The sequence below is a fragment of the Deinococcus sp. AB2017081 genome, from assembly GCF_034440735.1.
Taxonomy (GTDB): domain Bacteria; phylum Deinococcota; class Deinococci; order Deinococcales; family Deinococcaceae; genus Deinococcus; species Deinococcus rufus.
Genome location: NZ_CP140098.1, coordinates 871,087 through 885,584, shown reverse-complemented (window position 1 = coordinate 885,584; position 14,498 = coordinate 871,087). Strand labels below are relative to the sequence as shown.

Genomic DNA, 14,498 nt, shown 5'->3' with positions numbered 1-14,498 from the left:
CGGAGCCGGCCATGCGGGTCAGTGCACGCGGTCGCGGCCCGCCGCCTTGGCCCGGTACAGCCGGCCATCGGCCAGATCGAGCAGCGCCACGGGGTCGCGGGTCTCGCCGGAGAAGGCCAGCCCGGCACTGATGGTGATGACCGGCAGGCCGCCCTGGTGCAGGGCCCGCACGGCGTCGAGCGCAGCATCGACGTGCTGGCGCACTGCGGCGCGGGTCTGACCGGTCAGGATCACCAGGAACTCCTCGCCGCCCCACCGGACAACCGTGCCGTCCGGCGCGAAACTCAGGACGAGCGAGTCCGCCACGGCCACCAGCACCCGGTCGCCCTGCTGGTGTCCCAGCGTGTCGTTGATGCGTTTGAAGTGATCGAGGTCGATCAGGGCGACCGCCACCTCGGCGTCCGGCGTCGCGCCCGGGTGGCCCGCCGGACGGGTCAGCAGCGTGTGCAGGAGTTCGCTGCCGGCGCGGCGGTTCTGCACGCCGGTCAGGGGGTCGCGGTAGGCCAGGATCCGCATGGTCTCGCTGCGCCCACGTTCGCGGCTGACCTCGCGGCCGTGCACGGTCAGGTACCACACCAGGGGCAGCGTGATGCCCACCAGCAGCACGCCCGGTACGTCCGGCGCACGCGACACCGCCGCGGCGCACGCCAGGATCACGTAACTGCCGCCCACCACGGCCGTGGCCACACGCGGCGGCAGCCAGGTATACGCGAACAGCGCCAGGATCACCACATGGATCAGAAGCCCCGAGGAGATGGGCCGCTGGGTCTGGAACACGCTCCACAGGTTCACGTGCAGCAGCACGCAGACCAGGGCGACCGCCACCTGCTGGAGCCGCCGCAGGGGCACGGCCGACCACAGCGTCAGGGCCGTGAGCACGGCGGTGATGGCCAGACTGGCCGCCGCCTGCGTGACGCGCGGACTGCCCTGCTGCCACAGGTAGACCAGCGTGATGACGTGAATCACGTCGGCCAGCACCGACAGCAGCAGCAGCGCCCGACGCTGGCTGCCGGCGTCCGGCGACACCGGGCGGTCGTCAGGGCTGGAACTGGTCACCATGTCACGCCGATCTCCTCACGAGACTCCTGGGCCAGTGCAGCCGCACGCACGGCACGTGGGGCCCGGGCCAGTGTAGCGCCCGGCTCGCCCCGTGCCGGCGACGGGACGTCACGGCCCGGCTGTCAGCTCCGCGAGCACCTCGGCTGTGTGCTGGCCCGCGGTGGGTGGAGCGCGGCGCACCGGCAGCGCCTCCCCGCCGAAGCGCCACGGGGGCGACGTCACGGTCGTCTCGCCCAGCGTGGGATGCGGGACGGTCACGGCCACGCCCCGCGCCTGCACGTGCGGATCGGCGAAGACCTCCGCGAGGTCGTTCACGGGGCCGCAGGGGACGCCCGCCACGTCGAGCCGATCCATGACCTCCTGCCTCGTGTACGCCGCGAGGCCGCCCAGCATCAGGACATCGAGCTCCGCGCGGTGGGTCACGCGGCCCTCGTTCGTGGCGAAGCGGGCATCCGCGCCGAGTTCGGTCAGGGCCAGCGCGGCGCAGAAGCGCCGCCACAGCGCGTCGTTCCCCACCGCGATGTTGACGAAACCGTCGCCGCACTGCACGGTGCCGTACGGAACGATGGACCGGTGGTCATTCCCGACCGGCACCGGCACCTCTCCCGTGGCGAGGTACCGGCCCACCTGCGACGAACCCAGCGCGATGACGCTCTCGAGCAGATTCACGTCCACCCGCACGCCCACCCCGGTCTTCTCCCGCTGGTACAGTGCCGCCAGCACCGCCTGCGTGACCAGGGCGCCGCTGAACACGTCCGCGACGGCCACACCCACCCGCAGGGGCCGGCCGCCGAGGTCGCCGTTGTAGCTCATCATGCCGCCCATGCCCTGCGCCACGACGTCGTACCCGGCCCGGTCGCGGTACGGGCCGCTCAGCCCGAAGCCCGTGATGGTCGCGTAGATCAGGCGGGGAAACGCGGCGTGCAGGTCGTCCCAACCCAGGCCCAGGCGCTCCAGCGTGCCCGGCCGGAAGTTCTCGACCAGGAGGTCGCTGCCGGCCACGATCTTCCGGGCGGCGTCGAGGCCCTCCGGGGTCTTGAGGTCGAGCAGCACGCTGCGTTTGTTGCGGTTCACGCTCAGGAAGTAGCTGGACTCGCGGCCCCCCTCCCCGACCTGGAACGGCGGCCCCCAGCCGCGCGTGTCGTCGCCGCCCGGGGGTTCGATCTTGATCACGTCCGCGCCCAGGTCGCCCAGCAGCATGGTGGCGAACGGGCCGGTCAGGACGCGCGAGAAATCCGCCACGCGCACGCCGGACAGGGGCAGGGACAGGTCAGTCATGGCTGCTCACCTCTCCAGCATAGGCGGCTGGTCAGGACGCCGGCCCCGTGGCCCGGCCGACCACCGCGTACAGGGGATCGCCCGTCCGGCGATGGCCCTGCCGGGGACTGCGGTCGAGTCCCTGGATCTCCGTCCAGTTGCCGGCCGCTTCCAGATAGCGCTGCACCAGCGCCACATGCCCCTGGTCGTCCAGGCCGTGCCACACCGAGACCGCCTTGGTCGGGAAGCAGCGGTTCGAGAACGTGATCACCACCGGCCCGCCCGGCACCAGCACGCGGCCCAGGTCACGCAGCACGGCGACCGGATGGGTCAGGTAGTCGATGGACACAGTGATGCCCGCTGCGTCGAAGCTGCCGTCCTCGAAGGGCAGGCGTGGGCGGGTGTTCAGGTTCTGCACCACGATTCCGTTCAGACGCCCATTGGCCGCCAGTTCCTCCTGGTTCAGCCCCAGCCCGACCACCTGGGCGTAGGCCACCTCGGGCGGCAGGTGGCTGATCCAGCTGCTCATCAGGTCGAGCACGCGCCCGCCCGGCGGCAGGAACTCGCGGTACAGGTCGGTGACGGCGGCGATCGCCCCGGCGTCGATGTGGGTCACGAAGCGGGGCTGGCGGTAGAACAGTTCGTCCGGGGATTCGTCCGCGCGGCGGAAGGCGGTGGCAGGCAGGTCGTCCATGCCCGAGTCTGCCAGGAACCACGGTGGGTGACGGTGGCCGCGCACAGCGTTGGTCAGCCCTGGAGAGCGCTGCGCTCCGTGCCCGACACGGCCCATCCGGTCTGATCGACAGTTCGGGGGCTGGCCCGGCCGTAGACTTGCCCGTGACCTACAGGAGGCGTCCATGACCACTACCTACCTCGGCAAGCGCAGACGGATCATCGACGGCCTGGAGAAGGTGCGGGGCCGCGCCCGCTACGCCGGTGACCTGACGCTCGCGGGCATGCTGCACGCCCGCCCGGTGCTCTCGCCATACCCGCACGCCCGCGTGCGCAGCATCGACACCGCCGCCGCCCAGGCCGCGCCCGGCGTGGTCGCGGTGCTGACCGGGAAGGATCTGAACGGCGGCCGGGTCGCGTACTCGCGCCCGAACATGATCCTGGCGGGCGAGGAGGTCGTGTTCGCCGGGCAGCCGGTCGTGCTCGTGCTCGCACAGACCGATGCGCAGGCCGCCGACGGCGCGGCCCTCGTGGAGATCGACTACGAGGAACTCCCGGCGGTCGAGGACGCCGCCATGGCCCTCGCGGACGACGTGCTGGTGTGGCCGGGCGGCGTGCCGAAGGCCGAGACGAGTCTGGCGAGCCTGCACGGCGGCGAGGCCGGCGCGGAATCCGCGCACGCGCCCACCAACATCGACGAGGCCCGCACCTTCGAGCGCGGCGACGTGGACGCCGCGATGAGCAGCGCACACAAGGTGGTGGAGGGCACGTACGTGAACGCCCCGGTGCACCAGTCGTACCTGGAACCGCACGCGGTCGTGGCCGAGCCCGGCCTGCGCCCCGGTCAGGTCACCGTGTACACCAGCACGCAGGGGCAGTACACCGTGCGCAACGAGGTCGCGGGCGCGCTGGGCCTGCGCGAGGGCGACGTGCGCGTGGAGCCCATGACGGTCGGTGGGGGCTTCGGCGCGAAGTACGGCATCACCGACGCCCTGGTGACCGCCGCTGCCCTGCACGAGGGGCGCCCGGTGCGGATGGTGCTCACCCGCAGCGAGGACATGCTGACGACCATGCCCGCCCCCGGCACGCAGATCACCGTGAAGCTCGGGGCGGACGAGGGGGGCAACATCGTCGGGCTGGACGTGCACGCGGTGATCGAGAACGGCGTGTTCCGCTTCGGGCACGCCGGGATCATCGCGACCATCATCGGCGGTTTGTACCGCTGCGCAAATGTCCGTATCCGCACGCAGGAACTGCTGCTGAACCGCGCGGCGAGCGGCGCGTACCGCGCGCCCGGCATGCCGCAGGCGCTGTTCGCGCTGGAATCGGCGGTAGACGACCTCGCGCAGGCGCTGGGCCACGATCCGCTGGAACTCCGCGTGAGGAACGCCGTGCAGGCCGGCGACGCCACTGGCACCGGCCGCCCGTGGCCGGACATCGGCCTGAAGGCCTGTCTCGCGCAGGTGCAGGCCCACCCGCTGTGGGCGCAGCGCGGCGCGGTGCCGAACGAGGGCGTCGGCCTCGCCATCGGCGGGTGGCCCGGCGCGTTCTCCCCCACCGGGGCCGTGTGCCGCGTGGACACCGACGGCACCGTCCGCCTCCACGTCGGCAGCGTGGACATCAGCGGCGTGCACTCCAGCATGGTGCTCATCGCCGCCGAGACGCTGGACGTCGACCCGGACAGTATCGAGATCGTGCAGGGCAGCACCGACAGCGGCCCCTACGCGCCCGGCTCCGGCGGCTCGCAGATCACCATCAGCCTGTCCGGCGCGGTACTCGACGCCAGCACGCAGGTCAAGGAACAGCTCCTCGACCTCGCCGCGCGGCACTTCGAGGCGCACCGCGACGACGTCGAACTCGCCCAGGGCCACGCCCGCGTGACCGGCGTGCCCGACAAGACCATCAGCATCGGCAAGCTCGCCGCCCTCGGGCAGCGCACCGCCGGCGGCCCCGGCCCCGTCGTCGCCGAGGGCCGCGCCGCCCTGAAGGCCGGTGCCCCCGGCTTCATCGCGCAGCTCGTCCACGTGCGCGTCGACCCGGACACCGGGCACGTCACCCTGCTGCGCGCCGTGTCCATCCAGGATGTCGGGTACGCGCTGAATCCCATGCTCGTCGAGGGCCAGCTGCACGGAGGCATGGCCCAGGCCCTCGGCATCGGCCTGTACGAGGGCCAGCACTTCGAGCACGGCACGCTCGGCAACCCGAACTTCATGGAGTACGCCTTCCCCACCGCCACCGATATTCCTCCCATCGACGCCGTGCTGGTCGAGCAGCCCAGCGAACACGGGCCGTTCGGGGCCAGGATCGTGGGCGAACCGCCCATCACCGCCGGGGCCGCCGCGCTGGCCAACGCCATCAAGGACGCCGTCGGCGTGCGGGTCACGGAGTTGCCGGTCACGGCCGAGATGGTCTGGGGGCTGATGCAGGAACGGAAGGACGCCGCGGACTGAGCACCTGTACCATGACCGTATGGCCGACCTCCCACCCAGGCCACAGGCGTGGACGGAGACCTGCGCTCAGAGGAACTCAGCTCCGTCAAGCGTGAGTGCGTGGGCGCCGCCGTCGATCCGCGGCACGGAGAGGCTCACCCCTCCCAGCCTCTCCCCGTCGAGGGGGAGGAGAACCCGTGCAGGTCAACATCATGAGCTGGCATGGACAGACACAGAAACCGCCCCCACGTGGAGGGCGGTTCTTCGTTCCCTGAGCTTCAGTCTGCGGCGGAGCCGTGGCTCGTCGCGGCCTGCGCCTCGCGCGCTGCCTCGGCCTTCGCCTCGATCTTGGCCTTGATCTTCTTCTGCGTGAATCCGGCCTCGCGCTCACGCTGGTCGAGCACGCCACGGATGAAGCGGATGTCGTCCTGGATGCCGGGGATGACGACCTGTTCCAGGGCGTTCACGCGGCGGGAAGTCTTCTTGATCTCCTCGCCGATCCGCCGCAGCTTGGTCTCGGTGCCGGCGACCCGGACGATGGCCTCCATGACCCCGCCGAAGTCGGTCGAGGCCTGGATGGTACGGGCCCCGACGTTGATCGGGCTGAACGTGCTGGCCTGCACGCGTTCAGGCACGTTGATCTTCGGCACCTTCACGCCATACAGGTTCTCGATCTGCATGTCGATCTGGTAGTCGCTGCTGCCAGCAAGACTCAGGCTCTCGACGGCCTCCGGGCTGTCCCACGCCTTCGCGCCGAACAGGCTGGTGTACGCGCCCTTGGACACGCCTGCGAGCTGTTCACGGGCGGCCAGGGCGTCCTTGACCAGGGCGAAGAACTCGCCGATCAGGGCGTCGCGCTTGCGCTTGAGCAGGTCGGCACCGCCGGACGCGGTCTTCAGGCTGGCCTTGCTCGCCAGGAGGGCGGAGCGGGTGGGGCTGATCTGTCCTGCCATGATGATTCACCTCCTTCTTCAGTCATGAGGATAGAGAATGGAGGATGGGTGATGGCAAGAGCTGTTCCTCTCCTCCATCATCCATTCCCCAGTTACTGCATCGACCGGCTGCCCTTCCACATCTCGTCCATCTTCGTACCGTAGTACTTGTCGATGGAGTCCTTGGAGATACGGGTCAGCTGGCTCTGGGGCAGCTTGCTCAGGATCCCCCACGCGACGGTCAGGGAGTCCTCGATGCTGCGATCCTGGCCGCCCTGGCCGATGAAGTACGTCTCGAAGTCGTCGGCGAACTTCAGGTACAGCTTGTCGGTCTCAGTCAGCGCGTCCTCACCGGTGATGGCGACGAGTTTACGCAGGTCGAGGCCGTTGGCGTACGCGGCGAACAGCTGGTCGCTGATGTTCTTGTGGTCGGCGCGGGTCTTGCCCTTGCCGATGCCGTTGCCCTGGAGGCGCGAGAGGGAAGGCAGGGGGTTGATCGGGGGGAACACGCCCTTGGAGTTCAGGGTGCGGTCGACCACGATCTGCCCCTCGGTGATGTACCCGGTCAGGTCGGGGATGGGGTGGGTGATGTCGTCGTCGGGCATCGACAGGATCGGCACCTGCGTGACCGAACCGGGCTTGCCGTCCACGACGCCGGCGCGCTCGTACAGCGACGCCAGGTCCGTGTACATGTAGCCGGGGAAGCCGCGGCGGCCGGGGATCTCCTCACGGGCGCCGCCGATCTCGCGCAGCGCCTCGCAGTAGTTCGTCAGGTCGGTCAGGATGACCAGCACGTGGTAGCCGTGCTCGAAGGCCAGGTACTCGGCGGTGGTCAGGGCCATGCGGGGCGTGAGCAGACGCTCGACGGCGGGGTCGTCGGCCTTGTTCAGGAACAGGACGGAGCGGGCGAGGGCGCCCGTGCGCTCGAACTCCTGCGTGAAGAACGACACCTCGCGCTGGGTCAGCCCCATCGCGGCGAAGACCACGGCGAAGTCACCCTCGTGGCCGGGCACCTTGGCCTGACGGGCGATCTGCGCGGCCAGTTCGTTGTGCGGGAGGCCCGAGCCGCTGAAGATCGGGAGTTTCTGCCCGCGGATCAGCGAGGTCTGCACGTCGATGGTGCTGATCCCGGTCTGGATGAACTCCTCGGGCTTGGCGCGCGCGGCGGGGTTCATGGGCTGGCCGTTGATGCTCTGGCGGCGCTCCGCGACCACTTCCGGCAGGCCGTCGATGGGGCGGCCCAGGCCGTCGAAGCGGCGGCCGATCATTTCCTTGCTCACGCCCAGGCGGGCCACGTCTTCGACGAGGCTCACGCTGGCAGTGGCGAGGTCGAGCCCGCGGGTTTCCTCGAACACCTGAATCACGGCGTTCTGGTCGGAGACCGAGATGACCTGTCCGCCGCGCATCTTGCCGCCGGCGTCCTTGATGTTCACGATCGCGCCGTAGGCCAGGTCGCTGGCCGCGTTCACGAACAGCAGCGGGCCGGAGATGTACGCGACGTCGTTGTATTCCTTCTGGAGCAGGGTCACGCTTTCACCGCCTTGAAGGTGGAGTCGAGCTCACCCAGCACCGAGTCGGTGTACGCCGCGAACTGGTCTTCCGGCGTGTAGCGGGCACGGGCCAGACGCTCGATGACCGGGCTCTGGATGATCTCGTCGATGGTCGCACCGCTGTTCAGGGCGGCGCCGGCCTGGTCGTAGAACTTCAGGAACATCTTCATCAGGCCGTAGTTCTTCGGCATGGAGGCCGAGGCGTCCACGGGGTCGAAGCCGTTCTGCTGGAGGAAGTCCTGGCGCAGCATGCGGCCGGTCTCGATGACCAGACGCTCGTTGTCCTGCAGGGCGTCGGGGCCGACGAGCTGCACGACTTCCTGCAGCGAGGCCTCTTCCTGGAGGATCGTGCCGATGCGCTGGCGCAGTTCGGGGAAGTCCTCACCGATGTTGGCGCGGTACCACGAGTCCAGGATCGGCGTGAACAGGCTGTAGCTGCCGTTCCAGTTGATCGCGGGGAAGTGACGGCGGCGGGCCAGACCGGCGTCCAGACGCCAGAACGCGCCCGTAATCCGCAGCGTGGCCTGGGTCACGGGTTCGGACATGTCCCCACCGGCGGGCGACACGGCCCCGATGATCGACACGGCGCCGTCCTCGCCGCCCAGGGTCTTCACGGCCCCGGAGCGTTCGTAGAACGCCGCGAGCTTCGCGCCCAGGTACGGCGGGTAGCCTTCTTCGGCGGGCATCTCTTCCAGGCGGGAGCTGATCTCGCGCAGCGCCTCGGCCCAGCGGGAAGTGCTGTCGGCCATCAGCGACACGGAGTAGCCCTGGTCACGGAAGTATTCCGCCAGGGTCACGCCCGTGTACACGCTGGCTTCACGCGCGGCCACCGGCATGTTGGAGGTGTTGGCGATCAGGATGGTGCGGTGCATCAGCGGGCCGCCGGTCTTGGGGTCTTCCAGTTCCGGGAACTCCACGAGCACGTCGGTCATCTCGTTGCCGCGTTCGCCGCAGCCCACGTACACCACGATGTCGGCGTTGCCGTACTTGGCGACCGACTGCTGGGTCACGGTCTTGCCGGAACCGAACGGACCGGGGATCGCGGCGGTGCCGCCCATGACCAGCGGGAACAGCACGTCTAGGATGCGCATCCCCGTGAGGAACGGCAGGCTGGGGTCGAGCTTCTGGGCCACGGGGCGCGGCGCGCGCACGGGCCAGTAGTGGGCCATGCGGAGTTCCGTGCCGTCTTCCAGTTTCGCGATGGTCTGGTCGATGTTGTACTTGCCGGCCGGGGCGATCCACGCGAGCTTGCCGCCCTTGTCGGGGGGCGTGAGGATCTTGTGCGTGAAGGAGAACTCCGGCACGGTGCCCAGGATGGCGCTGCCGCCGACGGTATCGCCGACGTTCACGCTGGGCGTGAAGTCCCACTGCTGCTCACGGTCGAGGGACGAGACCTCGATGCCGCGCGCGATGAAGTCGCCCGAGGCCTCGCGGATCTTGCCCAGGGGACGCTGGATGCCGTCGTAGATGCCGTTCAGCATCCCGGGCCCGAGTTCCACCGAGAGGGGGAGGTTGGTCGTCTGCACGGGCTCGCCGACGGTCAGGCCGGACGTGTCCTCGTACACCTGCACGAAGGCGGTGTCGCCGTCGAGGCGGATGATCTCGCCCACGAGGCGCTCGGTGCCCACGCGCACGATGTCGTACATCTTCGCGCCGTACATGCCCTTGGCAATCACTGCCGGGCCGGCGATGCTCTGCACGACGCCGCTCTTGTTCTGCGTCATTTGGTACTCCTTCGGAGAGGGCGATGGAGGATGGAGGATGGGACAAGGAAAAGGCGCACAAGCTGCTGCTGAAGCCTCTTTTTACCATCATCCATCATCTATCCACCATCATCCCCTTACAGTTTGATATCGAAGCCGATCGTGTCGCGCACCAGCTTGCCCATGTACGCCTTGGCGTCCACGGTGTCGCTGGAGAAGGCGTCCTTCAGGCTGGGGATGGGCAGCAGGATCGGCAGTTCCCGGCCGCGCATCAGGCGGGCCGTCGCGGTGGTGGGATCGGCGATCAGGCCGGTGTCCACGGCGATCAGGCCGTACTGGTCGGACGTGATGGCGCGTTCCAGCGCCTCCAGTGCGGTCGCCGGGGTGGCCTCGATGACCGTGGCTCCCGCCAGGCGGTAGCCGGTCGCAGTCTCGGCGTCGCTGAGCACCGCCACGCGCTGGGTCTGGGCTGCGGCGCGGGTCATGCCTGCACCTCCTTGCGGATCTGTTCGGTGGGCAGGTCGTAGAACTTGCCACGGGCGATCAGGCGCAGCTTGGCGATCTCGATCTCCTTGCGGCGCAGGAAGTCCAGGATGATGCCCACACCGTCCGGATCACCGGCCGCGATGTCGCGGGCCGCGCGGTCGAGCGCCGTTCGGGCTGCGACCTCGGCCTCCTCCAGGCTCGGGGCCTCGAGGATCGCCGCGATGTCCGGCTGGCCGCCAGCGTCGCCGCTGCCCAGCCGGGCGTATGCGGCGGCATTCAGGGTGCCGCCCGCGACGAACAGCTTCGGATCGAGCGCCGCGCCGCCCGAGGCGCGGGCCGCCCGCGCGATCAGGGCGTTGGTGGTGTCGATCTCGCGGCTCAGGTAGCGGCGCAGGCTGGTGTTCCGCGCCACGCTCAGGGCGTAGCGGTAGTACCCCTGATCCAGCGCGACCTCCAGATCGATCAGGCGACCGGAGCTGCCGTAGGCCAGCGCCCCCTCGCGCATGGCGCGGGCCAGCGGGTGCCCACTCACGGCGATGGCCGCCGCCGCGCCCTGGAGATCACTGGCCTGCGCGGCGCTCTGGAGCGCACTGGGCTTGATGGTGCCGCCCGGAATGATGCTCTGCAGGACGCTGTCTGCGCCACGGGCCGAGGTGATCCCACGGGCGATGGTCTTGAGGTTGACCAGATCCCAGCGCATGAGCAGGGCCTGGATCTCGCGCTTGGCGTCGCCGTCGGCAAAGCCCAGCACCCGGCGGGCCGTGGCGAAGAAGTTGTCGCTGAGCGCCTGATCCAGTTCACCCAGGCCGGCGTTCTCGCCGGTCGTCTCGCGGAGGTTGGACGCCAGGTCCGTCTCGCTCAGGACGCGCAGGAACTCCTGGTAGCTGCCGGCGGACAGGGCCGAGCTGAGTGCCCGGCCGTCCAGCAGCTTGGTACGCATCACGCGGACACGCGTGTTGATGTACGAGTAGTCGTCTGGCATCTCGCCCCCCTTACTCGGCGACCAGGCGGCTGATCTGCGGGGCCAGGTCGCCGCGCACACGCTCCAGGCGGCCCAGCAGGGTGTTCTGGATGCTGGTCTTGCCGTCGGGGCTGACCAGGCGCACACCGGTGGTCACGCGCGGGTTGGCACGCACCTCCATGGTGCGGCCCAGCTGGCCCAGCGCCTGACGCACCGCGTCGTGCTCGGCCGGGGCCGCCTCGACCACCGTGGCACCCGGCAGCGACTCCAGGCCCTGGGCGATCAGACGGGCCAGCACCTGGGGGTACTCCGGGGCCTGCGGCGCGCTGCGCAGGTGCTGCTCGGCCCGTTCGAAGGCCTGCACCTGGAGGCTGTTGGTCGCCTCCAGCCGCTGCGCGTTGCCGTCCAGATCGGCCGCGCTGCGGGCACGGGTCAGGCCAGCGGCGTAGTCGCTGTCCAGGGCCCGGCGGCGGCTGTCGATCATGGTCTGGGCACGCTCACGGGCCTGGGCGATCAGCTGTTCGGCCTGGCCCTGGGCCACCGCACCGATGCGCTCGATCTCCGAGTGGGCCTCGTGTTCAAGAAGCTTGTCGAGCGCCATGTCAGTTCAGGATGAACAGCGCGAGGAAGCCGAAGATGACCAGCGTTTCGGGAATCAGGAAGTACAGCAGCAGGCTACCGGCCTTGCTGGGATCCTCGGCGACCGCGCCGACCAGGCTCGAACCGATGCGCGCCTGCGCGATGCCGGTGCCGACGGCGCCCAGACCGAGGGCCAGACCGGCCCCGATGGCGCGCATGCCCCGGTACAGTTCGTCGCTGCCGGCGGCGGCGGCCGTGCCTTCCTGGGCGAAGGCCGTGGTGGCCAGAGCGAAGACGAAGGACGCGAGGACGATCTTGTTGTACTTGGTCATGATGAACACTCCTGGGGTTATTTGGCCGACCCGCTGCCGTTCTGGGCAGCCGGGCTGAGGCGACGAAGGGGGTTGTAGACGGGGCTGGTCTCGTTGTTGAACCCGGTGGGGTTCAGGAACTCCACCATGTGCAGACGGAGCGGCTGGACGATGTGGCCGATCAGGGTCAGCGCCAGCACGAAGAAGTGCAGCGCCGCGCCCAGCAGGACGCCGAGCAGGATGCCGATCACACCGATGTTCTCGTACAGGCTCCAGCCCAGATCCGTGCACAGTTTCGCCAGGATGGCGGACACCAGGCCGACCGCGAAGATACGGGCGTAGCTCATGACCGCGCCGCCCTGGGACAGCAGTTCGATGGGAAGCATGGGGTACTTGCTGATGATGCGCAGGTACCCGATCAGGAAGGCGGCGAAGCCGGCGTACATCAGCAGGACGCGGGGGTCGCTGAAGTTGGAGAACGCGGCCCCGATGTCCTTGCCCGCACGGCTGGTGAAGGCCAGCATGATCAGGGCAAAGACGCCGCCGAACAGCGCGATGCCTTCCCAGGTGTGGACGGAATCACGGTGCCGGATGCCCTGCTGGATGCGGATGGCCCAGCCCCACAGCACCTGGAGGATGCCGAAGAGCAGCGCGAACACCAGCGCGACGTTGCTGAAGTAGCCGGTCTCCAGACGCGGGAACAGGATGGGGATCAGGCCATAGTGCTTGACGCCCTCCTCTTCCGGGTAGCGGATACCGGTCCAGCTCCACAGGTTGTTGAGCAGTTCGGGATTGATGTAGAAGACGTGCAGGTGCTCGAGCAGGGTGCCGAAGAACTCGCCGGTCAGGACACCCCACACGATGCTCCACGCCGCCATGACCAGCGTGACGAAGCTGAGATCCCGCAGGGTGGCGGGCGGCACGTACGCGCCGAAGAAACTCAGATCCCAGCCCTCGTTGCGGCGGGCCTTGCCGCCCAGCCACAGGCCGAACAGCGCGAACAGCAGGCCGTAGCCGATGTCCGCGATGATGATCCCGAAGAACAGCGGGAAGAACAGCGCGATCACCCACGTGGGGTCGAAGGTACCGTAGCGGGGCGGACTCATCAGCCCCATCACGGTCTGGAACGGCCGCACATAGCCGTTGTTCTTCAACTGCACCGGAATGCGGTCGTCGTGGTGCTCGTCGACCGGATGCACCTCGAAGGTCACGGCGTCCCCGAAGGTCGCCAGGCTGCGGCGCAGGGCGTCGAGCCGCTCGGCGGGCACGTAGCCGGCGAGCGCCATGCTGTACTTGCCCCGCGCCGAGATGGCCCGGACATCGTGGATCGCCACGCGGTCTTTCAGGGCGTCGCGCACGGCGTACAGCTGCGGGCCGTGTTCCTGGGCCAGCCGGTCGCGCTGGGCATTCAGCTCACGCTGCCGCGCCTCGCCGCCGCGCTGGATCTCCTGCATCTGGGCCGCCGCGTCCGACAGGGCCATGCCGTCGAAGCGGCCCGGCAGGCGCAGTTCGCCCAGCCGCGCCTTGCTCAGGGCCGCGCGGGCCGCGTCGCGCTCGCCGCGCATCGTGGCGATCACGCCCACCCGGTTCTGCCCCACGCTCTGGGTTGCCAGGGCATGGCGCTCGGGCAGCGTCGCGGCAAGCGCAGCCTCCAGCTCGCCCGGCGTGTCGGTGGGCTGGAGCAGGAAGGGCACGACACTCAGCCGGCGGCTGCGGTCCAGCCCACCGGTCAGTCCGGCCAGCGCCCGCACGGCGTCGCCGTAGGTCGACTCGGCATCGAGATCCGCCTGGAGTTCCTGCCGCTGCCGCGCCAGCACCGAGACGGGCTGGGCCGCACGCTCGATCACCTCGGCCCAGTCCGCTGCGGCGGGCAGGGTCGCGGGGCCAGGACGGTACGCTCCCAGTTCGGCGATGGTGCTCTCGGCGCGGGCCAGCAGCCGCTCGTCTTCCCGGCGCGACTGGGCGTCGTCGCCGGCCACCGCACCCGCCGTCAGGGGGCTGTCGGTGATCGGCCGCAGGTGCAGCACCCCGACGTCCTGCAGCGCCGCGATGACCGTCTCGCTGTCGCGGCGGCGCAGGGCGATCACGACCTGCTGCATGGGGTTGATCACGGAAGCACCGCCCTCATGATGGTTTCCACCGCCTGATCCAGCCGGGCCTGCGCCCGGTTCCGCGTCTGCTCGGCATGGGCACCGGCCTCGGCGTGCGCGCGCTGGCGGATCTGCTGCATCTCGGCGGCCAGCTTCTGCTCGTGTTCGGTCTGCATGGCCCGGACCTGGGCTTCCGCATCCCGGATGATGTCGGCAGCCTGCGCCTGCGCAGCGTCCACGGTCGCCTTCGCCTGTTCGCGAGCCGCTTCGATCTGCGCGTCCAGCGCCGCCTCGCGGCTGGCCAGTTCACTTAAGACTCGACTTGAGACGTCCAAAACCCACTCCTCCTTTCCCGACTGTCTCCCTGATTCCGCTCCAAAATCCTCATCCTTGGGGGATGAGGTCAGGGTGGGGACTCAGGGTTTCCGGTGGCCCGACCTACTTGTAATAATTGCGTCAGACTCAGCAC

At 69.4% G+C, this 14,498-nt stretch carries 13 protein-coding genes; 1 reads left to right on the top strand and 12 read right to left on the bottom strand.

The window, feature by feature from the left end; translation table 11 throughout:
* Positions 1 to 18 precede the first annotated feature (18 nt).
* The 3 genes from U2P90_RS04285 to U2P90_RS04275 all read right to left on the bottom strand — a co-directional run bounded on the left by U2P90_RS04285 (position 19) and on the right by U2P90_RS04275 (position 3,010).
* Positions 19 to 1,056 (bottom strand): GGDEF domain-containing protein, encoded by a 1,038-nt coding sequence (locus U2P90_RS04285; protein ID WP_322473937.1) that lies wholly within the window; start codon positions 1,054 to 1,056, stop codon positions 19 to 21.
* A gap of 111 nt (positions 1,057 to 1,167) precedes the next feature.
* Positions 1,168 to 2,337 carry a CaiB/BaiF CoA transferase family protein gene (locus U2P90_RS04280; RefSeq protein WP_322473936.1) on the bottom strand — a complete coding sequence of 390 codons (1,170 nt, stop codon included), beginning with the start codon at positions 2,335 to 2,337 and terminating at the stop codon, positions 1,168 to 1,170.
* A gap of 31 nt (positions 2,338 to 2,368) precedes the next feature.
* Positions 2,369 to 3,010, bottom strand: a complete 642-nt coding sequence (locus tag U2P90_RS04275) for a class I SAM-dependent methyltransferase (RefSeq protein WP_322473935.1) — start codon at positions 3,008 to 3,010, stop codon at positions 2,369 to 2,371.
* A gap of 163 nt (positions 3,011 to 3,173) precedes the next feature.
* Here U2P90_RS04275 and U2P90_RS04270 point away from each other — a divergent pair, with 163 nt between their 5' ends.
* The gene (locus tag U2P90_RS04270; protein WP_322473934.1) at positions 3,174 to 5,438 is read left to right on the top strand and encodes a xanthine dehydrogenase family protein molybdopterin-binding subunit; all 2,265 of its coding nucleotides are present in this window, start codon (positions 3,174 to 3,176) and stop codon (positions 5,436 to 5,438) included.
* A gap of 257 nt (positions 5,439 to 5,695) precedes the next feature.
* Here U2P90_RS04270 and U2P90_RS04265 read toward each other — a convergent pair whose 3' ends face one another.
* The 9 genes from U2P90_RS04265 to U2P90_RS04225 form a co-directional block, all read right to left on the bottom strand.
* Positions 5,696 to 6,370 carry a V-type ATP synthase subunit D gene (locus U2P90_RS04265; RefSeq protein ID WP_295821459.1) on the bottom strand — a complete coding sequence of 225 codons (675 nt, stop codon included), beginning with the start codon at positions 6,368 to 6,370 and terminating at the stop codon, positions 5,696 to 5,698.
* Between the two features lie 92 nt (positions 6,371 to 6,462).
* Positions 6,463 to 7,878 (bottom strand): V-type ATP synthase subunit B, encoded by a 1,416-nt coding sequence (locus tag U2P90_RS04260; RefSeq protein WP_295821457.1) that lies wholly within the window; start codon positions 7,876 to 7,878, stop codon positions 6,463 to 6,465.
* Positions 7,875 to 9,623 carry a V-type ATP synthase subunit A gene (locus tag U2P90_RS04255; RefSeq protein WP_322473933.1) on the bottom strand — a complete coding sequence of 583 codons (1,749 nt, stop codon included), beginning with the start codon at positions 9,621 to 9,623 and terminating at the stop codon, positions 7,875 to 7,877. Before U2P90_RS04255 ends, U2P90_RS04260 begins: the two co-directional genes overlap by 4 nt.
* Positions 9,624 to 9,739: 116 nt before the next feature.
* Positions 9,740 to 10,087, bottom strand: a complete 348-nt coding sequence (locus U2P90_RS04250; protein WP_322473932.1) for a V-type ATP synthase subunit F — start codon at positions 10,085 to 10,087, stop codon at positions 9,740 to 9,742.
* Entirely contained in the window at positions 10,084 to 11,070 is a 987-nt protein-coding gene (locus U2P90_RS04245) for a V0D/AC39 family V-type ATPase subunit (RefSeq protein ID WP_322473931.1), read from the bottom strand. The genes U2P90_RS04250 and U2P90_RS04245 overlap by 4 nt, the downstream gene beginning before the upstream one ends.
* A gap of 10 nt (positions 11,071 to 11,080) precedes the next feature.
* Positions 11,081 to 11,650, bottom strand: a complete 570-nt coding sequence (locus U2P90_RS04240; protein WP_322473930.1) for a V-type ATP synthase subunit E — start codon at positions 11,648 to 11,650, stop codon at positions 11,081 to 11,083.
* Between the two features lies 1 nt (position 11,651).
* On the bottom strand, positions 11,652 to 11,960 hold the full coding sequence (locus tag U2P90_RS04235; RefSeq protein WP_322473929.1) for a V-type ATP synthase subunit K: 309 nt from the start codon (positions 11,958 to 11,960) through the stop codon (positions 11,652 to 11,654).
* 17 nt (positions 11,961 to 11,977) lie between these two features.
* Positions 11,978 to 14,050 carry a V-type ATP synthase subunit I gene (locus U2P90_RS04230; RefSeq protein ID WP_322473928.1) on the bottom strand — a complete coding sequence of 691 codons (2,073 nt, stop codon included), beginning with the start codon at positions 14,048 to 14,050 and terminating at the stop codon, positions 11,978 to 11,980.
* On the bottom strand, positions 14,047 to 14,364 hold the full coding sequence (locus U2P90_RS04225; protein WP_295823534.1) for a V-type ATPase subunit subunit G family protein: 318 nt from the start codon (positions 14,362 to 14,364) through the stop codon (positions 14,047 to 14,049). Before U2P90_RS04225 ends, U2P90_RS04230 begins: the two co-directional genes overlap by 4 nt.
* Between the last annotated feature and the right edge of the window lie 134 nt (positions 14,365 to 14,498).

Excerpts from the sequence above, each read along its gene's own strand:
- U2P90_RS04275 (WP_322473935.1), bottom strand. The coding sequence starts at position 3,010 with ATGGACGACCTGCCTGCCACCGCCTTCCGCCGCGCGGACGAATCCCCG.
- U2P90_RS04265 (WP_295821459.1), bottom strand. The coding sequence starts at position 6,370 with ATGGCAGGACAGATCAGCCCCACCCGCTCCGCCCTCCTGGCGAGCAAG.
- U2P90_RS04250 (WP_322473932.1), bottom strand. The coding sequence starts at position 10,087 with ATGACCCGCGCCGCAGCCCAGACCCAGCGCGTGGCGGTGCTCAGCGAC.
- U2P90_RS04240 (WP_322473930.1), bottom strand. The coding sequence starts at position 11,650 with ATGGCGCTCGACAAGCTTCTTGAACACGAGGCCCACTCGGAGATCGAG.
- U2P90_RS04235 (WP_322473929.1), bottom strand. The coding sequence starts at position 11,960 with ATGACCAAGTACAACAAGATCGTCCTCGCGTCCTTCGTCTTCGCTCTG.
- U2P90_RS04255 (WP_322473933.1), bottom strand. The coding sequence starts at position 9,623 with ATGACGCAGAACAAGAGCGGCGTCGTGCAGAGCATCGCCGGCCCGGCA.
- U2P90_RS04270 (WP_322473934.1), top strand. The coding sequence starts at position 3,174 with ATGACCACTACCTACCTCGGCAAGCGCAGACGGATCATCGACGGCCTG.
- U2P90_RS04245 (WP_322473931.1), bottom strand. The coding sequence starts at position 11,070 with ATGCCAGACGACTACTCGTACATCAACACGCGTGTCCGCGTGATGCGT.
- U2P90_RS04280 (WP_322473936.1), bottom strand. The coding sequence starts at position 2,337 with ATGACTGACCTGTCCCTGCCCCTGTCCGGCGTGCGCGTGGCGGATTTC.